Below are 19,524 nucleotides of genomic sequence, written 5' to 3' on the forward strand. Positions count from 1 at the left end.
GCCCGGCGTCAGGACGCAGGACGCGTCCACGGGGGTGGGGCGGGCGGGCACGCTCAGCGCCGCGCGCCGCCCCTGCCCGCGCCCTTGAGCACGGCGACCGTCTCCTTCGACGAGCGCAGCGTGCGCTCGGGCGCCTTCACCTGCTTGACCTGGCGCAGCCCCACGAAGGCCACCGCACCGGCCACGAGGAGGTACACCCCGCCCACGACGAGGAACGAGGCCCACGTCGGCAGGCCGAGCTCGACGAGGACGTACACCAGGCAGAACGAGAGCAGGACCGACGCGAGCAGCGCGACGACCCCGGCGACGGCGAACATGCCCGCGCCGACGCCGGCGTGCTTGACGTCGTCCTTGAGCTCGGTCTTGGCCAGCTCGATCTCGTCGCGCACCAGGGCCGAGAGGTCGCGGCTGGCCGAGGCGACGAGGGCACCGAGGGTCGGGTCGTCCGGGCCCGGCCGGGCGCTGCTGCGGGCGGGGGTCGACGAGCCGTAGGTGGTGGCCATCGTGGTCCTCTCGTGCGGACGGGCTGGTTCGGTCGCGGTGCGTCGGGCCGGAGCGTACGGGGGTCCGGCCCGGCCGGGCTCCCATGCCCCGGCCGGGCCGCGCCCAGTCCTGCTCCTGCTCCCTGCTGGTGCCGGCTAGTCCTCCGCCGAGGAGCCCGAGCCGAGCCCCTGCCCGATGAGGTTCATCACCGTCGGGTCGGCGAGGGTCGTCACGTCGCCCAGGGAGCGGTTCTCCGCGACGTCGCGCAGCAGCCGGCGCATGATCTTGCCGGAGCGGGTCTTGGGCAGCTCGGCGACGACCATGACCTGGCGCGGCTTGGCGATCGGGCCGATCTCCTTGGCCACGTGCCGGCGCAGCTCCTGCACGACCGCCTCGCCCGCCTCCGCGTCCTCGGCCGCCGCCTCGGCGGCGGCGCCGCGCAGGATGACGAAGGCGACGATGCCCTGGCCCGTCGTCGGGTCGGTCGCGCCGACCACGGCCGCCTCGGCGACCTTGGGGTGCGACACCAGGGCGGACTCCACCTCGGTCGTCGAGATGCGGTGGCCCGAGACGTTCATGACGTCGTCGACCCGCCCCAGCAGCCAGAGGTCGCCGTCCTCGTCCTTCTTGGCCCCGTCGCCGGCGAAGTACATCGCCTCGAAGCGCGACCAGTACGTGTCGACGTACCGCTGGTCGTCGCCCCAGATGGTCCGCAGCATCGACGGCCACGGCTCGCGGAGCACGAGGTAGCCGCCGCCGCCGTCGGGCACCGACGCGCCGGTGTCGTCGACCACGTCGGCCACGACGCCGGGCAGCGCCACCTGCGCCGAGCCGGGCTTGGTGGCGGTGACGCCCGGCAGCGGGCTGATCATGATCGCGCCGGTCTCGGTCTGCCACCAGGTGTCGACGACGGGCGTGCGGTCGCCGCCGATGGTGCGCCGGTACCAGACCCACGCCTCGGGGTTGATCGGCTCGCCCACCGACCCCAGCACGCGCAGCGAGGACAGGTCGAACTGCGCCGGGACGTCGTCGCCCCACTTCATGCAGGTGCGGATCGCCGTGGGGGCGGTGTAGAGGATCGTCACGCCGTACTTCTGCACGATCTCCCACCACCGGCCCTTGTGCGGGGTGTCCGGCGTGCCCTCGTACACGACCTGCGTGGCGCCGTTGGCCAGCGGGCCGTAGACGATGTAGCTGTGCCCGGTGACCCAGCCGATGTCGGCGGTGCACCAGTACACGTCGGTCTCCGGCTGCAGGTCGAAGACGTTGCGGTGCGTGTACGCGCACTGGGTGAGGTAGCCGCCGGAGGTGTGCAGGATGCCCTTGGGCTTCCCGGTCGTCCCGGACGTGTAGAGGATGTAGAGCGGGTGCTCGCTGTCGTGCGCCTCGGCGGCGTGCTCCGCCGACTGGCGCGGCACCACGTCGTCCCACCAGACGTCGCGGCCCTCGGTCCACGCGACCTCGCCGCCGGTGCGGCGCACGACGAGGACGTGCTCGACGCTCGGCGTCTGCGCCACGGCCTCGTCGACGGCCGGCTTGAGCGCCGAGGCCTTGCCGCGGCGGTAGCCGCCGTCGGAGGTGACCACGAGCTTGGCCTGCGCGTCGTCGATCCGCGAGCGCAGCGCCTCGGCGGAGAAGCCGCCGAAGACCACCGAGTGCGGGGCCCCCAGCCGGGCGCAGGCGAGCATCGTCACGATCGCCTCGGGCACCATCGGCAGGTAGATCGCGACCCGGTCGCCCTTGCGCACGCCCAGCTCGAGCAGGGCGTTGGTCGCCCGGCACACGTCGTCCTTGAGCTGCGCGTAGGTGATGGTGCGGGTGTCGCCGGGCTCGCCCTCCCAGTGGACGGCCACCCGGTCGCCGAGGCCGGCCTCGACGTGCCGGTCGACGCAGTTCACCGCGACGTTGAGCTGCCCGCCGACGAACCACTGCGCGAACGGCGGCTGCCAGTCGAGCACCCGCTCCCACGGGCGCTCCCACCGCAGCGCGCGCGCCTGCTCCTCCCAGAAGCCGAGCCGGTCCGCGGCGGCGCGCTCGTAGAGGTCCGGCCCGGCCACGGCCCGCGCCGCGAACTCCGGCGAGGGCGGGAAGCGCCGCTCCTCGTGCAGGAGGTTGGACAGGCCCGCGCTGGTCCCAGCGTCCGCGCCTGCGCTGCTTGCTCCGGTGGTCATCCTGCCTCCGCGACGAGGGTGGGCTGCTCTGCCGACTGCCTGCCTGCCGCACCCTAGCGAGCCGGGCCCCGGGCGACACCCGCCCCGCCGCCCGGCCCGGGGACGGGCGGACGACGGGGCGGGGTGGCGGTGCTCAGCGGGGGCGGGTCAGTGCACGACCGCCTTCTCGGCGCCGGCGCCGGTCAGCGCGCGGACCTCCATCTCGGCGGCCTTCTCCAGGTCGGGCCGCTCCTTGCTCGTGACGCTGCCGAGCCAGCCGAGGAAGAAGCCGAGCGGGATCGACACCAGGCCCGGGTTGTCCAGCGGGAACCACGAGAAGTCGATCGACGGGTCCGTGATCATCGACAGGCTCTTGCCGGTCACCGGGTCCGCGGGCTTGCCCGAGACCACCGGCGAGAACGCGATGAGCAGCAGGCAGGACCCCAGGCCGCCGTAGATGCTCCACAGCGCGCCGCGGGTGTTGAACCGCTTCCAGAACAGCGAGTAGAGGATCGTCGGCAGGTTCGCCGACGCCGCCACCGCGAACGCCAGGGCGACGAGGAAGGCGATGTTCTGCCCGTTGGCCAGGATGCCGCCGACGATGGAGACCAGGCCGATGACCACCGCGGTGATGCGGGCGACCCGCACCTCGGACCCGGGCTCCGGCTCGCCGCGCTTCATGACGTTCGCGTAGATGTCGTGCGCGAAGGACGCGCTCGCGGTGATCGTCAGGCCGGCGACGACGGCCAGGATCGTCGCGAAGGCGACGGCGGCGATGACGCCGAGCAGGATCGTCCCGCCGAGCTCGAACGCCAGCAGGGGGGCTGCCGAGTTGGCGCGGCCCGGCGCCGCCCGGATCGCCTCCGGCCCGACCAGCGCCGCCGCGCCGTACCCGAGGACGAGGGTGAACAGGTAGAAGAGGCCGATGAGCCAGATGGCCCACACGACGCTGCGGCGGGCCTCCTTGGCGGTCGGCACCGTGTAGAAGCGCATGAGGATGTGCGGCAGGCCGGCGGTCCCCAGGACCAGCGCGAGCGCCAGCGAGATGAAGTCGAGCTTGGTCGTGCCCGTGAGGCCGTACTGGTTGCCCGGGTCGAGCAGGCCCGGGTTGCCCGAGCGCTCCACCGCGTCGCCGAGCAGCGTGGACAGGTTGAACGAGGACTTGGCGAGCACCCACACCGTCATGAGCCCGGCGCCGGCGATGAGCAGCGCCGCCTTGACGATCTGCACCCAGGTCGTGCCCTTCATGCCGCCGACGAGGACGTACACGATCATGAGCACGCCGACGACGGCGATGACGAGGCTCTGCCCGCCCCGGTCGTCGATCCCCAGCAGCAGCGCGACGAGGCCGCCGGCGCCCGCCATCTGCGCCAGCAGGTAGAAGAACGAGACGACCATCGTCGAGCTCGCGGCGGCCATGCGGACCGGCCGCTGGCGCAGCCGGAACGACAGGACGTCGGCCATGGTGAAGCGGCCGGTGTTGCGCAGCAGCTCGGCCACGAGGAGCAGGGCCACGAGCCAGGCGACGAGGAAGCCGATCGAGTAGAGGAAGCCGTCGTACCCGTTGAGGGCGATGGCGCCGGCGATGCCGAGGAACGAGGCCGCGGAGAGGTAGTCCCCGGCGATCGCCACGCCGTTCTGCGGGCCGGTGAAGGACCGCCCGCCGGCGAAGTAGTCCGCCGCCGTCGCGTTGTTGCGGCTCGCGCGGATGACGATCGCCAGCGTCACGACGACGAAGAGCAGGAAGATGCTGATGTTGACCGCGGGCTCGCCGACGGACTCGGCGGCCAGGACCTGCGCGCTCACGCGTCCCCCTCGATGCGGCGGCGCAGGCGCTCGGCCTGCGGGTCGAGCCGGCGGTTCGCGAACCGGACGTAGAGCATCGTGATCGCGAAGGTCGACACGAACTGGAGCAGGCCGAAGACCAGGCCCACGTTGATGTTGCCGACGACCTCGCGGCCCATGAAGCCGTGGGCGTAGTCGGCCAGGAGGACGTAGAGGAAGTACCAGGCCAGGAACAGCAGGGCCAGGGGGAAGACGAAGCTGCGGTGGGTCCTGCGCAGCTCGGCGAACTCGGGGGAGTCCTGCACCTCCCGGAAGGAGGCGCGGGCCGTCGGCGGCGGGCCGTCCGGCTCGTACGACGTGCTCATGGGGCAGCTCCTCGGCGTCGGGGGGCGCGGTCCGGGCGGGGCGGACCCGTGTGTCGCGGACCACAATGCACGCACCGGGCCCGTGCGCGGCAGAGGGCGCGCGGTGCCCGCGCGCCTAGGCTCGGGAGCGTGCCCGACCCGCTCGCCGCGGTCGCCGCGCTCGACGGGGTGGACGCCGCCGTGGAGCGCAGCCGCGCCGCCCTCGACCCGCTCCTGCGCCACCGGGCCCTGCGCCGCTCGGGGGGCGTCGTCGCCGTCGAGGCCTCCCTGCGCGGCGCGCTCGCCGCCGCCGCCCTGCAGGACCCCGCGGTGCCCCACGACGACGCGGCGCTCGACGCGCTGCGCGCCCGGCTCCGCGAGGGCGCCGAGCCCGAGGGCGCGGCGCTGCGGGGGGCCGTACGGGTCGCCGCCGGGCTGGGAGCCCTGGTGCCGGTCTGGCGGCGGGCCCCGCTGCAGGCCCTCGCGCGCCTGCACGGGCTCGCCGCCGCCGACGCGCTGCCCGCCGCGGCGCTCGGCCGGCCGCGGACCTCGGCGCTCGACGGCGCCCCGCCGCCCGCCGAGGCCGCCGAGCGGCTGCAGGCCCTGGCGGCGCTCGTCGCCGCGCCGACGGGCGCGCCGGCCCTCGTCGTCGCGGCGGTCGTGCACGGCGAGCTCCTGGCGGTCCGCCCGTTCGCCTGGGGCGGCGCGCTCGTCGCCCTCGCCGCCGAGCGCCTGGTCCTCGCCGACCGGGGCCTGGACCCGCGCGGGGCCTGCGTCGTCGAGGCCGGCCACCTCGAGGCGGGGCGGGGGTACGCCGCCGCGGCCCGCGCCTACGCCGACGGGGACGTCGCCGGCTGGGTGCGCCACTGCGGGCGCGCCGTGGAGGTGGGCGCGCGCGAGGGGCTCGCGGTCTGCGAGGGCGTGGCGCGCGCCGGGTGAGGCCCGCGGGTGCGGGGTGCGCGGCGTCAGCGCAGCTCGGGGCAGGCCCCCTCGATGGCGTGCAGCACGTCGCGCTGGAAGCGGAAGCCGAGGGAGGTCCAGGTGTTCGGCGTCGCCGCGAGGTCCAGCTCCTCGCCCCGCGGGACGACGTAGAGGCCCAGCCCGTCGGACAGCGGGGAGAAGTCGAGCTGGTCGCAGCTGGGCAGGGTCAGGACGACCGGGACGTCCGCCGTGCGCCCGGCGGGCAGCACCGGGACCTCCTGCACGCCGGTGTCGGGGAGCGGCACCACGGTCGACCAGGGCGGCTCGACGCCGCGCAGCACGAGCTCCCGGTCGCCCCCGTTGGTCACGGCGAGCTCGAAGGCGAAGCGGCCGCGCCCGGGGGCCTCGCGCGGCCCCTGGTAGACGGCCTGCACGGGCGCCTCCGCGCTGAGCCCGCCCTGGCAGAGCCCCAGGCTCCACGCGTTCACCAGACCGGCCGGCCCGGCGTCGAGGGGGACGTCGCGCACCTCGCCGTCACGGGTGCGCACGTCGAGGGCCACCCGCAGCTCGGCGTCGCCGAGCACCTCGGTGCAGTCCACCTCGCCCACGAGGCGCAGGGGGCGGTCGTCGCCCGGGGCGAGCTCGGTCGGGCCGTCCTGCACCCCCGTGACCCGCAGCCCGGGGGCGCCGGTGGCACGGGCGCCGACGACGTCCACCGGCAGGGGCCCCTCGTTGCGCAGCCGCAGCACCGCGACGACCCCCTCGTCCCGGCTGCTGCCGGGCACCAGGGCGTCGCCCCAGCCGGCCAGCTCGACGTCGGCGACGGCCTCGCGGGCCGCCTGCTCGCGGCCCTGCGCCCGCTCCCCGGCCACGCCGGCACCCAGCACGGCGCCCGCCGCGACCAGGGCGGTGCCGCGCAGGAGCCCCGTGCGGTGCTGCCGGGCCCAGGCGGCGCCCGCGCGCAGCCGGTCGCGCAGCGGCGGGGGCGGCGGGTCGCCCGCGCGCTCCTCGGGCAGCGCGTCGAGGTCGACCGCCCGCGCGGGCCCGGCGCCCGGCCCGCGGGCGGTGCGCAGGAGGCGGCCCTCGCCGTCGGGCCGGGTGTCCAGCTCCTCGACCGACATCAGCCCCTCCTCCCGCGCCGGCGCGCGGCCCAGACCGCACCGGCCGTCGCCGCCCCGACCCCGACCGCCCCGACCGCGCCGACGGCCAGCGGGGCGGGCCGGGGCAGCAGCGGTACCGGGCGCTCGAACGCGAGCACCGGCCAGCCCCGCTCGCGGGCGGTGCGGCGCAGCGCGCGGTCCGGGTTCACCGCGTGCGGGTGGCCGACGGCCTCCAGCATCGGCAGGTCCGTGGCGGAGTCGCTGTACGCGTAGCTGGCCGCCAGGTCGTAGCCCTCCTGCGCGGCGAGGCGCCGCACCGCCCGGGCCTTCTCCGGGCCCTGCACCCACGTGCCCACCCGCCCGGTGTAGCGGCCGTCGACCACCTCGAGCGACGTCGCGACGCTCCGGTCGGCGCCGAGCAGGGCCGCCACCGGCCCGACGAGGTCCTCGCTCGACGCGCTGACGACGATGACGTCGCGCCCGGCCGCCCGGTGCTCGGCGACGAGCTGGACCGCCTCCTCGTGCACGAACGGCTCGACGGCCGTGCGCAGGGCGTCGGCGACGACCTCGCGGACCCGCTCGACCTCCCAGCCCGCGACGAGGGGGACCAGGGCGGCCTGGACGCGGCGCACCTGCTCGTCGTCGGCGCCGAGCGCGCGGTGGGCGGCGTGGGCGTACGCGCTGCGCAGCAGCCCGGCCCGGGTCAGGAGGCCGCCGGAGTAGAGGGGGCGGCTGAACGCGACGGTGCTCGACCGGGCGATGACCGTCCGGTCGAGGTCGAAGAACGCGGCGGCGCGGGGCGCCGCCGGCTCACCCGCGCTCACCCGCGCTCACCCGCGCTCACCCACGTCGCGAGCATAGGCGCAGGTCGCGCGGCGTGGCGCGGCCCGACGGGTTTGCGCTCGGGGTCACCCGGGTGGAGCATGGTCATGACGCCGAGGGAGCGCCGGTCGCTCCCGCCGAGGCGCGCTGGACCCGGCCCGATCCCTCCCCCCCGGGTCGGACCGCAGACGGCCCCCGCCCTCCCCCCTGGCGGGGGCCGTCGCACGTCCGCGACCCGCCCGCCCGTCGTCCACAGGGGCCGACGCGCCCGCCCGTCCACAGCCGTCCGCCCCCGGCGGAGCGGCCGCGGCCGGCACCGCAGCACCCTCGCACCTCCGTCCCGACCCGGAGGTGCCCGTGCCCAGCCCGCCCGTCCCGCGCCCGCTCCTCGCCACCGCCGACCCCGACGTGCTGGACGCCGCGCTGCGGGTGTGCGCCGCGGTGGGGGTCGAGCCGCTCGTGGCGCACGACCCGGCCGCCGCGCGCCGCGCGTGGTCGGGAGCCCTGCTCGTCCTCGTGGGGGCCGACCTCGCGCCCGCCCTCGTGGACCCGCCGCCCCGGCGCCGCCCCGACGTGGCGCTCGTCGCCACGGACCTCGACGACGCGCGGGTGTGGGCGCTCGGGGTCGCGCTCGGCGCCGAGCGGGTCGTGCTGCCCGGCGACGCCGACGCCGAGGCGTGGCTCGTCGAGCACCTGTCCCGCGGCCTCGCGGACGCCGCCCTCGGGTCCCGCCCGCCGGCGCCGGTCGTGGGCGTCGTCGCCGGCTGCGGCGGTGCCGGGGCCAGCACGCTGGCCGTCGCGCTCGCGGTGACCGCCGCCCGCCAGGGCGGTGCGCCGTTCCTCCTCGACGCCGACCCCTGGGGCTGCGGCCTCGACCTGCTCGTCGGGGCCGACCTGTGCCCGGGCCCGCGGTGGCCCGACCTCGCGCACGCGCGCGGCCGGCTCGACCCGGCCGCGCTGCAGGGCGCGCTGCCGGGGGCGGGCGGTGTCAGCGTGCTGGCCTGCCGCGACGCCGGCGACGTCCCGCCGGAGGCGCTGGCCTCGGTCGTCGACGCCGCGCGCCTGTCCTCGGACCTCGTGGTGGTCGACGTGGCGCGGCGCCCCGGCGCCCTCGCCGAGGTCCTGCTGCCGCGCTGCGACGCCGCGCTGCTCGTCGTGCCGTCCGACCTGCGCCGGGTGGGCGCCGCGGAGCGGGTCCTCGGGGCCGTCGGCGCCCTGCCGCCCTGGACCGGCGCCGTCGTGCGCCGGACCGCGCAGTCGGACCTGCGGGCGGAGGAGGTGGCCACCTGGCTCGGCCTGCCGCTCGCCGGCGCGATGGACGAGGACGCCGAGCTGGCGCCCGCCCTGCGCACCGGTCGGGCCCCGGGGTCGTGGGACCGCGGTCCCCTCCCGGCCTTCTGCCGCGGCTTCCTCGGTGACTGGGCCCGGCGGGCGGCGGGCTGACGTGCCCGCCGCGTGCCCACGACCGGCCCTCCCCGCGCCGCCCGCCCCGGGCGCGCCGGTGGTGCCGGGCCTGCCGGAGGGGCTGCTGCGCCGGGTCCGCGACCGCCTGGCGGCCCGCGGCGAGGACCCGACCCCGGCGCGGGTCGCGGCGGCCCTGCGGGCCGAGGCGGGCGTCATCGGCGACGCCGAGGTCCTGCGCGCCGCCGCCGTCCTGCGCGCGGAGCTGGCGGGCCTCGGCCCCCTCGAGCCGCTCCTCGCCGACCCCGCCGTGACCGACGTGCTCGTCAACGGGCCCGACGCGGTGTGGGTCGACCGCGGCGAGGGCCTCGAGCGGACCGCCGTGCGCCTCCCGGACGAGGCCGCCGTGCGGCGGCTGGCCTGCCGCCTCGCGGTGGCGGCCGGGCGGCGCCTGGACGACGCCTCGCCGAGCGTGGACGCGCCGCTGCCCGGCGGCCTGCGCCTGCACGCGGTGCTGCCGCCGGTCGCCGTGCCGGGCACGCTGCTCTCGCTGCGGGTCCCGGCGCGCCGCCCCTTCGCCCTGCCGGACCTCGTCGCCGCCGGGACGGTGCCGCCGGTGCTCGCCCAGGTGCTGCGCCGGCTCGTCGAGGCGCGCCGCTCGTTCCTGGTGTCGGGCGGCACGGGCACCGGCAAGACCACCCTGCTCTCCTGCCTGCTGGGGCTGGTGCCGCCCGACGAGCGGGTGCTGCTCGTCGAGGACAGCGGCGAGCTCGCCCCGGAGCACCCGCACGTGGTCCGGCTGCAGGCGCGCCGCGGCAACGTCGAGGGCGCGGGGGAGGTGGGGCTGGGCGACCTCGTGCGCCAGGCGCTGCGGATGCGGCCCGACCGGCTCGTCGTCGGCGAGGTGCGCGGCGCCGAGGTGGTGGACCTGCTCGCGGCGCTCAACACCGGGCACGAGGGCGGCTGCGGGACGCTGCACGCCAACTCCGCGCACGACGTGCCCGCGCGGCTCGAGGCCCTCGGCGTGGCGGCGGGCCTCTCGCGGGAGGCGGTGCACAGCCAGGTCGCCGCCGCGGTCGACGTCGTCGTCCACCTCGTGCGCCCGCGCGGCGGCGCCCGCCGGGTGGACGCGGTCTGCGTCGTCGAGCGGGGCCCGGGCGGGCTCGTGGAGGTCGCGGCGGCGCACGACGCCGCCGGCCGGCCCGGGCCCGGAGCGGCCCGCCTCGCCGCGCTCCTCGACCGCCCGGTGCACGGGTGAGCGGGTACGGCCCCCTCGCCGCCGCCCTCGCGGGCCTGGCGGTGCTCGTGCTCGGTGCGCCGCGCGCGCTGGTGCGGGCGCGTGCCGCGGCGCGCGCCGGTGCCCCCGCGCGTCCCGCGCCCGGCAGCGGGACCCCGGCCCGGCAGGCGCCGTCGGGGAGCCCGCGCCGGGTGCTGCCGCTGCTGCGGGCCCTGCCTCGGGTGCTCCTGCCCGCGCGCGCCGCACGGGGGCGCGAGCGGGCGCTGCGCGCGGCGGGCACCGCCCTCGTCGCGGCCCTCGCCGACGAGCTGCGGGCCGGCCGCGACCGGCACGAGGCGCTCGCGGCAGCGGCGGCCTCGCTGCTGCCCCCTCCGGCGCCCGGCGCCGTGACGGGCGCCGCGCAGGGTCGTGGGGCCGACCCCGCCGACGGTGCGGCCGGGAGCTCCCCGGCGGGGCGCGGGCTGGGTCTCGACCCCCTGCTGCGGCGCCTGGAGGCGGTGGGGCGCCTCGGCGGTGACGCGGGCGCTGCCCTGCGCGCGGCGGGTGCGGCCGCGGGCGGCGCCCCGCTGCGTCGCCTCGCGGTCTGCTGGGACGCCACCGCCGCCACGGGCGCCGGCCTCGCCGCGGCGCTGGACCGCACGGCCGAGGGGCTGGCCGCCGACGACGCGGTGCGGCGCGAGGTGCAGGCCCAGCTGGCCGGGCCGCGCGCGACGGCCGGCCTCCTCACGGTGCTGCCCGCGGTCGGGCTCGCCCTGGGCGCCGGCCTGGGCGGCGACCCCGTCGGGGCGCTGCTGGGCACCGGCTGGGGGCGTGCCTGCCTCGCCGGGGGCGTCCTCCTCGTGGTCCTGGGCCGGTGGTGGACCGCCCGGCTCGCCCGCGGCGTGGAGCGGCAGGTGGCGGCGTGAGCGCCGGTCCGGCGGGGCTGACCGTCCTGGCCGCGCTGCTCGCCGCGACGGCGGTGCTGCTGCCCGGGGCCCCCGCGGCCCTCACGCGGTCTCGGCTCCGCCAGCGGGGGACGGGGGCGCCCCGGCACGGCGCGGGGCACGCGGGCCTCGGCCGTCCCCCCGCAGGGAGGCCCGGGGGACGCGGTCATCGCACCGCGGGGGAGGCCGTCGGCCCGGGCGGTGCAGCCCCTGCCGAGGGGGAGGCGCGGGACCGCGCCGGCCCGCTGCGGCCCGGCGCCGCGCTCCTCGCGGCCGCGGGCACGGTCGCGCTGGTGCCGGGGCCGGCGGGGGTCGCGCTGGGTGCCCTCGTCGGCGTGGGGGCGCTGCAGGCCCTGCGCGGCCTGGAGGACCCGCGCGAGGCCCGCCGGCGCGAGCGGGTCGTGGCGGACCTCCCGGTGGCCGCGGAGCTCCTCGCCGCGGCGGTCCGGTCCGGCTCGACGGTCGAGGCCGCGGCCGTCGCGGTCGCGGACGGGCTGGGCGGGCCGCTGGGCGAGGAGCTGCGGCGGGTCGTCGGCCTGGTCCGGCTCGGGGCGGACCCGGCGCACGCCTGGGCGTCCTTCGCCGCCGCCCCCGCCCCTGCCGCCGCCGGCGTCACCGCGGCCATGACCTCGACCGGTCGCGGGTCGGGCTCCCCTCGCGACGAGGCGGCCGTGGCCTTCGCCCGGGCCGTGGCGCGGGCGCTGGGCAGCGGCGCGCCGCTCGCGCCGGCCCTCGAGCGGGTGGCGCGCGAGCAGCGGGCCCGCGCCCGGGCGCGCGCCGAGGAGGCCGCCCGGCGGGTCGGCGTCCTCGCCGTGGGACCGCTGACGCTGTGCTTCCTGCCGGCGTTCGTGCTCGTCGGCGTGGTCCCGGTCGTCGTCGGGGTCCTCGGCGAGGTGCTGGGGGCCACCGCCTGACGCCGGCGCCGGGCCCGACCGCGCAGCACGCCCCCGGCAGCACGCCCCCGGCAGCACGCCCCCGGCAGCACGCCCCCGGCAGCACGCCCCCGGCAGGACGCCCCCGGCAGGACGCGCCCGTCAGCCCCCTCCCGTCCGTCCACAGGCGCCGGGCGGAGCACCTGTCCACAGCGCTCCCCGCGAGCCCGCGTCCCCCGCCCGTACCGCCGCGAGGCTCGCCGCAGCGCCGGGCACCCGCCCGGCCCGGACCCTGGAGGAACCCGTGACCCGTCCCGCCCCCGCCGCCGCCCGCGAGGCGGCCGTCCGCGCGGCCCCGCCCGCCGGCCGGCCCGCCGGCCGGCCCGCGGCCACGACCCGCCCCGCCCGCCGGCCGCGGTCCCCGGTCCGCCCGGCGCTGCACCTGCCGGCCCGCCTCGCGGGCGACGACGGCATGACGACCGCCGAGTACGCGGTCGGCACGGTCGCCGCGTGCGGCTTCGCCGGCCTGCTCTACAAGGTCCTCACCAGCGGCCGCACCTCGACGATGCTCGGCGACATCGTCGAGCGCGCCCTGTCGATCGTCCTGTGAGCACGGCGCCCCCGCCCCCGCCGCCGGCGGCCGTGCCCCGCCGCGCCCGGACGGCGGGGGCGCCCGACGCCGGCTCGGTCACGGCCGAGCTGGCCCTGGCCCTGCCGGGCCTGGTGCTCGTGCTCGTCGTCGCCGTCAGCGCGCTCGGTGCGGCCGCGGCGCAGCTGCGCTGCGTCGACGCCGCCCGCGACGTGGCCCGCGAGCTGGCGCGCGGCGAGGCGCCGGCGCGCGCCACGTCCGTGGCCGCGCAGGTCGCGCCCGGGGCGCGGGTGGGCACGCGCGCCGAGGGCGGCCTCGTGCGCGTGGTCGTGACGGACCGGGTGCGGATCGGTGCCGGGCCGCTCGGCGTCACCGTCGACCTGCGCGGCGAGGCCGTCGCCCGACCGGAGCCCGCGCCCGCGACGGGCCCGCCCACCGCGCCGGACGCCGCCGCACCGCGGACGGCGCCGTGAGCGCGCCGACCACGTGCGCGGCAGCGCGCCACCGCGGGGGCCACCACGACGACGGCTCCGCGTCGGTCCTGGTGCTCGGCGCGGGCGCGCTCCTGCTGCTCGTGCTCGCCCTCGGCCTGGCGCTCGCGGCGGTCGCGGTCGCCCGCCACCGGGCCGCGACGGCCGCGGACCTCGCCGCGCTGGCGGGCGCCGCGCGCCCGTGGCCGGGCGCGCCCGTCGCGGGCTGCGCGGCGGCCGGGCGGGTCGCCCGCGCCCAGGGCGCTCAGCTCGCCCGCTGCTCCGTGCGCCCCGACGGCTCGGTGGAGGTGTCCGCCTCGGTCGCCCCGGCGGGCCGGCTCCCCGGCTCCGTCGTCGCCCGCGCGCGGGCGGGCCGGTGACCGGCGTCCCGCTCGGCCCGGTGCTGCGCCGCCACCGCCTCCTGCTCGGCGGCGGCCCGCTCGGCGGCGGGCCGCTCGGCGGCGGCCCGCTCGGCGGCGGCCCGTCCGGCGGCGACCCGCTCCTGGGCGACCCGCTCCTGGGCGGCCCGCCCGGGCTCGTCCGCACCCTGGTCGCCCGCGCCGTGCGCAGCACCGGCGAGGAGCACGTCGAGGAGCCGTACGGCGCCGGCCTTGTCCAGCGGCTCGTTGCCGTTGCCGCACTTGGGCGACTGCACGCAGGACGGGCAGCCCGCCTCGCAGCCGCAGGAGCGGATCACGTCGCGGGTGGCCCGCAGCCACTCCTGCGCCGCCGCGAAGCCGCGCTCGGCGAAGCCGGCACCGCCGGGGTGCCCGTCGTAGACGAAGACCGTCGCCCGCCCCGTGTCCTCGTGCAGCGGGGTGGAGACGCCGCCCACGTCCCAGCGGTCGCACGTGGCGACGAGCGGCAGCAGGCCGATCGAGGCGTGCTCGGCCGCGTGCGCCGCGCCGGCGACGTCGCCCGGGGCCAGCCCCGCCTCCGCGAGCTGGTCCTCGTCGACGGTCCACCACACCGCGCGGGTGCGCAGGTGGCGCGGCGGCAGGTCGAGCGGCACCTCGCCGAGCACCTCGCCGGTGAGCACCCGCCGCCGCAGGTACGCCACGACCTGGTGCGTCACCTCGACGCTGCCGAAGCTGAGCCGGGCGCGGCCCCACGGCACGGTCGCGCTGGTGCCGAGCACCCGGATGTCGGTGACCTCCCGCGCGGTGGTCGTGTGGTCGGGCTCGGCCCGCTCGAGCAGCGCGACGTGGTCCTCCAGGTCCAGCGAGCGCACGAGCCAGGTCTCGCCCTGGTGGACGTAGACCGCGCCCTCGTGGACCGTCGAGTGCGAGGCCCCGGCGTCGACGGTGCCGAGCATCCGCCCGGTGCCGGGTTCGCACAGGCGCACCGGCGGCCCGCCCGTCCCGCGCAGGTCGGCGAGGTCGCAGGCGCGCTCGCGGCGGGTCCAGTACCACCCGCCGGGCCGGCGGCGCAGCCGCCCGCCCGCCACGAGCGCGTCGAGCACGGCGGGCGCGGCGGGCCCGAACAGGGGCAGGTCCTCCTCGCGCAGCGGCAGCTCCGCGGCCGCGGCGCACAGGTGGGGGGCGAGGACGTACGGGTTGTCGGGGTCGAGCACCGTGGCCTCGACCGGCCGGCCGAAGACGGCCTCGGGGTGGTGCACGAGGTAGGTGTCGAGCGGGTCCTCGCGCCCGATGAGCACGGCGAGCGCCTGCTGCCCGGCGCGGCCGGCCCGTCCCGCCTGCTGCCACAGCGAGGCGCGCGTGCCCGGCCACCCGGCGAGCAGCACCGCGTCGAGCCCGCTGACGTCCAGGCCCAGCTCCAGCGCGTTGGTCGTGGCGACGCCGAGCAGGTCGCCGCGCTGCAGCGCCGCCTCGAGGGCGCGGCGCTCCTCCGGCAGGTAGCCCCCGCGGTACGCGGCGACGCGCCCGGGCAGCGAGGGGTCGACGTCCTCGAGCAGCCGGCGCGCCGTCATCGCGACCGCCTCCGCGCCGCGGCGGGAGCGGACGAAGGCCAGCGTGCGGGTGCCGGCGACGACGAGGTCGGCGAGCAGGTCCGCCGCCTCCGCGGTCGTCGTGCGCCGCACCGGGGCGCCCCCCTCCCCGCCGTGCGGGGCGAGCGGGGGCTCCCAGAGCGCGAAGGCCGTGCCGCCGCGCGGGGAGCCGTCGTCGGTCACGGCCTCGACGGGCAGCCCGGTCAGCCGGCCCGCCGACGCCGCGGGGTCGGCGACGGTGGCCGAGGCGAGGACGACGACGGGGTCGGCGCCGTACCGCGCGCACACCCGGCGCAGGCGCCGCAGCACCTGCGCGACGTGCGAGCCGAAGACGCCGCGGTAGCCGTGCACCTCGTCGACGACGACGTAGCGCAGCGCCCGCAGGAAGGACGACCAGCGGGCGTGCCCCGGCAGGACCGAGCGGTGCAGCATGTCGGGGTTGGTGAGGACCCACGTGGCGTGCGCGCGCACCCACTCGCGCTCGTCGGGCGGGGTGTCCCCGTCGTACGCCGCCGGCCGCAGGCCGGGCACGTCGAGCCCGCGCAGCACGCGCAGCTGGTCCTGGGCGAGGGCCTTGGTGGGGCTGAGGTAGAGCACCGTGGCGCCGCGCCCGCTCGGCGCGCCCGCCCCCTCGGCCACCGCGGTGGCCGCCGGCAGGAGGTAGCCGAGGGACTTGCCCGACGCCGTGCCCGTGGCGAGCACGACGTGGCGGCCGGCGCGGGCCAGGTCTGCGGCCGCCACCTGGTGCGACCACGGCCGCTCCACGCCGCGGGACCGCAGGCCCTCGACCAGGGCGGGCTCCGCCCACGCCGGCCAGGGCGCGTGCCGGGCGGGCCGGGGCGGGACGTGCTCGACGTGGGTGAGCCGCTCGGCGCGCCCGGGCGCCGCGAGCACCTGCTCGAGCGCCGCGCCGGGACGGGGGTCGGCTGCCACCACAGGAGTGTGCCAGGCGGGGGTGCGCGCCCGGCAGTGCCGCGCCGCCGCGCGGGGGGCGCCGGGCGGGACGGTTTAGCCGTGCGGGCGGCCCCGTGGTTGTATGAGGGCCGAGCCGTGCGTGGAGCCACCGCGCAGCGGCACCTGCACCTGATCTGCTGGAGGGCTCGTGGACCTGTCCCTGTCGACCCGCGCCGAGGGCGACCGCACGGTCGTCGAGGTGGGCGGCGAGATCGACGTCTACACGGCGCCGAAGCTGCGCGAGCAGCTGGTGGACCTCGTGGCGGACGGCAAGTACCACCTGGTCGTCGACATGGAGCGCGTCGACTTCCTCGACTCGACGGGCCTGGGCGTCCTCGTGGGCGGGCTCAAGCGCGTCCGCGCGCACGACGGCTCGCTGCGCCTGGTCTGCACCCAGGAGCGCATCCTCAAGATCTTCCGCATCACCGGGCTGACCAAGGTCTTCCCGATCCACGAGTCCGTCGAGGACGCGGTCGCGGCCACCGACTGACCGCCCGACCACCCCGGACCCGCGGAGGCTCCCCCAGATGGCGACCGTGGAAGTGCGCTTCAGCGCCCTCCCCGCCCACGTGCGCACCGCCCGGCTCGTCGCCGCCGCGGTCGCCCGCCGGTCCGGTGTCGACGAGGCCGTGCTCGACGAGGTGCGCCTCGCCGTGGGGGAGGCCTGCTCCCGGGCGGTCGACCTGCACCGGCGGCACTGCCCCGAGCAGCCCGTCGAGATCCGCCTCACCGACGACCCGGGCGCGTTCCGGGTCGCCGTGCACGACCAGGCGCCCAGCGCGCCGGCCGGGGTCCCGGCCTCGCCCGCCGACGCGCTCGGCGCGCTGGCCGACTCCGCCGACCCCGCCAGCGAGGGCGGCGCGCTCGACCTCGGCGGCCCGGGCGACGAGGCGGTGCCCGAGGGCGTGGGCATCGCGGTCATCACCGGGCTCGTCGACGACGTCGTCGTGCGTCCCGCCCCCGGCGGCGGGACGTCCGTGGAGATGACCTGGTCCGCGGAGCGCGTCGCCGGCGGCTGACCGCCACTCAGGGCACGCGCGCCGTCACCGGGGTGCGGGGACAGCCCGCGGCGGCGTGCGTAGACTCCGCCCGTCGAGCCGGGCGGCCCTCGGGTCCCGGCTCGTCGCGCATCCCGCGCACGGCGCCCCGGCCGGAGCTGTCCCGCCCGGCGGCGCCCTGCACCGTCGTCGAGGAGGACGCACGTGACAGGGTCGACCCTCGCCGCTGAGAGCGGCATCGACGCAGGACTCTCGGGGGGCAACACCACCCTGGTCCTCGTCGTCCTGCTCATCGCGGTCATCGCGCTCGTGATGACCATGGTGTTCCGCCGCCAGGTCCTCGCCGCCGGCGAGGGCACGCCGGCGATGCAGGAGATCGCCCGGGCCGTCCAGGAGGGCGCGACCGCGTACCTCAGCCGGCAGTTCCGCACCCTGGGCGCTTTCGTCGTCCTCGTCTTCGCCCTGCTGTTCCTGCTGCCCGGTGACATGGACGTCAAGGTCGGGCGCTCGCTCTTCTTCGTCGTCGGCGCGCTCTTCAGCGCCAGCATCGGCTTCCTCGGCATGTGGCTGGCGACGCGCGCCAACCTGCGCGTCGCCGCGGCGGCCGAGACCGAGGGCCGCGACGCGGCCATGCGCATCGCCTTCCGCACCGGCGGCACGGTCGGCATGGCGACCGTCGGCCTCGGCCTGCTCGGGGCGAGCGTCGTGGTGCTCCTCTACGGCACCGACGCGCCGAGCGTGCTCGAGGGCTTCGGCTTCGGCGCGGCGCTGCTCGCGATGTTCATGCGCGTCGGCGGCGGCATCTTCACCAAGGCGGCCGACGTCGGCGCGGACCTCGTCGGCAAGGTCGAGCAGGGCATCCCCGAGGACGACCCGCGCAACGCCGCCACGATCGCCGACAACGTCGGCGACAACGTCGGCGACTGCGCCGGCATGGCCGCCGACCTCTTCGAGTCGTACGCCGTCATGCTCGTCGCCGCGCTCATCCTCGGCCGGGCGGCCTTCGGCGCCGAGGGCCTCGTGTTCCCGCTGCTCGTCCCGGCGATCGGCGCGCTCACCGCGGTCATGGGCGTCTACCTCACCCGCCCGCGCCCCGGCGAGGGCGGGCTGACGACGATCAACCGCAGCTTCTACGTGTCCGCGCTCGTGAGCGCCGTGCTCTGCGGCATCGTCGCGTACGCCTACCTGCCCGGCTCCTTCGCCGAGCTCACCGGCGTCGACGAGGGCGTCGCGGCCCTCGACGGCGACCCGCGCCTGCTCGCGACCGCCGCGGTCGTCGTCGGCGTGGTCCTCGCCGGCGTCATCCTCGCCCTCACCGGCTACTACACCGGCACCGAGGACCGCCCGGTCCAGGACGTCGGCAAGACCTCGCTCACCGGCCCGGCCACCGTCATCCTGTCGGGCATCTCGCTGGGCCTGGAGTCGGCGGTCTACACCGCGCTGGTCATCGGCGCCGCGGTGTACGGCGCGTTCCTGCTGGGCGGCGGCTCGGTCGTGCTGTCCCTGTTCCTCATCGCGGTCGCCGGTACCGGCCTGCTGACGACGGTCGGCGTCATCGTCGCGATGGACACCTTCGGCCCGGTCTCGGACAACGCGCAGGGCATCGCCGAGATGTCCGGCGAGGTCCACGGCGAGGGGGCGCAGATCCTCACCGAGCTCGACGCCGTCGGCAACACGACGAAGGCGATCACCAAGGGCATCGCCATCGCGACCGCCGTCCTGGCGGCCACGGCGCTCTTCGGGTCGTACACCGACGCGGTCGACACCGCGCTGCGCGACGCGGCCGCGACCACGTCCGACCTCACCGCGGCGTTCACGCAGGAGATCGTCAGCCCGAACACCCTCGTGGGCGTGCTCATCGGCGCCGCGGTCGTGTTCCTGTTCTCCGGCCTGGCGATCAGCGCGGTCGGCCGGGCGGCCGGCGCGGTCGTGTACGAGGTGCGCCGCCAGTTCCGCCTGCACCCGGGGATCATGGACGGCACCGCGAAGCCGGAGTACGGCCGCGTGGTCGACATCTGCACCCGCGACTCGCTGCGCGAGCTGGCCACGCCGGGCCTGCTCGCCGCCCTGGCGCCCATCGCCGTGGGCTTCGGCCTCGGCGTCGGCCCGCTCGCCGGCTTCCTGGGTGGCGCCATCGCCACGGGCACCCTCATGGCGGTGTTCCTGGCCAACTCCGGTGGGGCGTGGGACAACGCGAAGAAGCTCGTCGAGGACGGCTACCACGGCGGCAAGGGCTCCGAGGCGCACGCCGCGACGGTCATCGGCGACACCGTCGGCGACCCGTTCAAGGACACCGCGGGCCCGGCGATCAACCCGCTCATCAAGGTGATGAACCTCGTCTCGGTGCTCATCGCCCCCGCGATCGTGCAGCTGTCCATCGGCGACGACGCCAACGACGTGCTCCGCGTCGGCATCGCGCTCGTGGCCGCCGCGATCGTCGTCGCGGCGGTCGTCTACAGCAAGCGCTCCTCCGCGGTCATCGGCGAGGAGGCCCCGGCGGAGGTCGCGCGCTGAGCGCCGAGCACCC

At 78.3% G+C, this 19,524-nt stretch carries 18 protein-coding genes; 11 read left to right on the forward strand and 7 right to left on the reverse strand.

The genetic code is table 11. The features are described from left to right. Positions 1 to 53: 53 nt before the first annotated feature. The 4 genes from D5H78_RS01265 to D5H78_RS01280 form a co-directional block, all read right to left on the reverse strand. A complete protein-coding gene (locus D5H78_RS01265; RefSeq protein WP_119948600.1) occupies positions 54 to 503 on the reverse strand; it encodes a phage holin family protein in 450 nt (149 codons plus the stop codon). Positions 504 to 638: 135 nt separating this feature from the next. Beyond that, entirely contained in the window at positions 639 to 2,654 is a 2,016-nt protein-coding gene (gene acs / locus D5H78_RS01270; RefSeq protein WP_119948601.1) for an acetate--CoA ligase, read from the reverse strand. Between the two features lie 147 nt (positions 2,655 to 2,801). Then, positions 2,802 to 4,439: a solute symporter family protein gene (locus tag D5H78_RS01275; protein ID WP_119948602.1), complete on the reverse strand. Its 1,638-nt coding sequence runs from the start codon at positions 4,437 to 4,439 to the stop codon at positions 2,802 to 2,804. Continuing rightward, positions 4,436 to 4,783 (reverse strand): DUF485 domain-containing protein, encoded by a 348-nt coding sequence (locus tag D5H78_RS01280; RefSeq protein WP_119948603.1) that lies wholly within the window; start codon positions 4,781 to 4,783, stop codon positions 4,436 to 4,438. The genes D5H78_RS01275 and D5H78_RS01280 overlap by 4 nt, the downstream gene beginning before the upstream one ends. Before the next feature lie 129 nt (positions 4,784 to 4,912). On the opposite strand from D5H78_RS01280, the gene D5H78_RS01285 reads away from it, so the two are divergent. Continuing rightward, positions 4,913 to 5,701 carry an oxidoreductase gene (locus tag D5H78_RS01285; protein ID WP_119948604.1) on the forward strand — a complete coding sequence of 263 codons (789 nt, stop codon included), beginning with the start codon at positions 4,913 to 4,915 and terminating at the stop codon, positions 5,699 to 5,701. Between the two features lie 26 nt (positions 5,702 to 5,727). Here D5H78_RS01285 and D5H78_RS01290 read toward each other — a convergent pair whose 3' ends face one another. Together D5H78_RS01290 and D5H78_RS01295 are read right to left on the reverse strand one after the other, a co-directional pair. Further along, positions 5,728 to 6,804: a hypothetical protein gene (locus D5H78_RS01290; RefSeq protein WP_119948605.1), complete on the reverse strand. Its 1,077-nt coding sequence runs from the start codon at positions 6,802 to 6,804 to the stop codon at positions 5,728 to 5,730. Then, the gene (locus D5H78_RS01295; RefSeq protein ID WP_119948606.1) at positions 6,804 to 7,607 is read right to left on the reverse strand and encodes an HAD family hydrolase; all 804 of its coding nucleotides are present in this window, start codon (positions 7,605 to 7,607) and stop codon (positions 6,804 to 6,806) included. The genes D5H78_RS01290 and D5H78_RS01295 overlap by 1 nt, the downstream gene beginning before the upstream one ends. 355 nt (positions 7,608 to 7,962) lie before the next feature. Here D5H78_RS01295 and ssd point away from each other — a divergent pair, with 355 nt between their 5' ends. The 7 genes from ssd (at position 7,963) to D5H78_RS01325 (ending at position 13,477) form a co-directional block, all read left to right on the forward strand. After that, complete coding sequence (gene ssd / locus D5H78_RS01300; RefSeq protein WP_165865549.1) at positions 7,963 to 9,048, forward strand: septum site-determining protein Ssd; 1,086 nt, start codon at positions 7,963 to 7,965, stop codon at positions 9,046 to 9,048. Between the two features lie 70 nt (positions 9,049 to 9,118). Continuing rightward, positions 9,119 to 10,264 (forward strand): TadA family conjugal transfer-associated ATPase, encoded by a 1,146-nt coding sequence (locus D5H78_RS01305; RefSeq protein WP_119949259.1) that lies wholly within the window; start codon positions 9,119 to 9,121, stop codon positions 10,262 to 10,264. Then, positions 10,261 to 11,148, forward strand: a complete 888-nt coding sequence (locus D5H78_RS19125) for a type II secretion system F family protein (protein ID WP_165865550.1) — start codon at positions 10,261 to 10,263, stop codon at positions 11,146 to 11,148. Before D5H78_RS01305 ends, D5H78_RS19125 begins: the two co-directional genes overlap by 4 nt. Beyond that, entirely contained in the window at positions 11,145 to 12,080 is a 936-nt protein-coding gene (locus tag D5H78_RS01310) for a type II secretion system F family protein (protein ID WP_165865551.1), read from the forward strand. The genes D5H78_RS19125 and D5H78_RS01310 overlap by 4 nt, the downstream gene beginning before the upstream one ends. Positions 12,081 to 12,342: 262 nt before the next feature. Next, complete coding sequence (locus D5H78_RS20185; protein ID WP_119948609.1) at positions 12,343 to 12,648, forward strand: DUF4244 domain-containing protein; 306 nt, start codon at positions 12,343 to 12,345, stop codon at positions 12,646 to 12,648. Further along, entirely contained in the window at positions 12,645 to 13,100 is a 456-nt protein-coding gene (locus D5H78_RS01320) for a TadE family type IV pilus minor pilin (protein ID WP_218566100.1), read from the forward strand. The genes D5H78_RS20185 and D5H78_RS01320 overlap by 4 nt, the downstream gene beginning before the upstream one ends. Beyond that, entirely contained in the window at positions 13,097 to 13,477 is a 381-nt protein-coding gene (locus D5H78_RS01325; protein ID WP_119948610.1) for an Rv3654c family TadE-like protein, read from the forward strand. Before D5H78_RS01320 ends, D5H78_RS01325 begins: the two co-directional genes overlap by 4 nt. On the opposite strand, the gene D5H78_RS01330 is transcribed toward D5H78_RS01325, so the two are convergent. Further along, entirely contained in the window at positions 13,363 to 15,978 is a 2,616-nt protein-coding gene (locus tag D5H78_RS01330) for a DEAD/DEAH box helicase (protein WP_245941570.1), read from the reverse strand. The two genes, D5H78_RS01325 and D5H78_RS01330, sit on opposite strands and share 115 nt — an antisense overlap. A 169-nt stretch (positions 15,979 to 16,147) precedes the next feature. Between D5H78_RS01330 and D5H78_RS01335 the strand changes: the two genes are divergently transcribed. The 3 genes from D5H78_RS01335 (at position 16,148) to D5H78_RS01345 (ending at position 19,511) form a co-directional block, all read left to right on the forward strand. Then, entirely contained in the window at positions 16,148 to 16,489 is a 342-nt protein-coding gene (locus tag D5H78_RS01335) for an STAS domain-containing protein (protein WP_119948612.1), read from the forward strand. A 37-nt stretch (positions 16,490 to 16,526) separates the two neighbouring features. Then, entirely contained in the window at positions 16,527 to 17,018 is a 492-nt protein-coding gene (locus tag D5H78_RS01340; protein ID WP_119948613.1) for an ATP-binding protein, read from the forward strand. Between the two features lie 183 nt (positions 17,019 to 17,201). Beyond that, positions 17,202 to 19,511 carry a sodium-translocating pyrophosphatase gene (locus D5H78_RS01345; RefSeq protein ID WP_119948614.1) on the forward strand — a complete coding sequence of 770 codons (2,310 nt, stop codon included), beginning with the start codon at positions 17,202 to 17,204 and terminating at the stop codon, positions 19,509 to 19,511. Positions 19,512 to 19,524 lie beyond the last annotated feature (13 nt).

Source organism: Vallicoccus soli (genome assembly GCF_003594885.1).
GTDB lineage: Bacteria > Actinomycetota > Actinomycetes > Motilibacterales > Motilibacteraceae > Vallicoccus > Vallicoccus soli.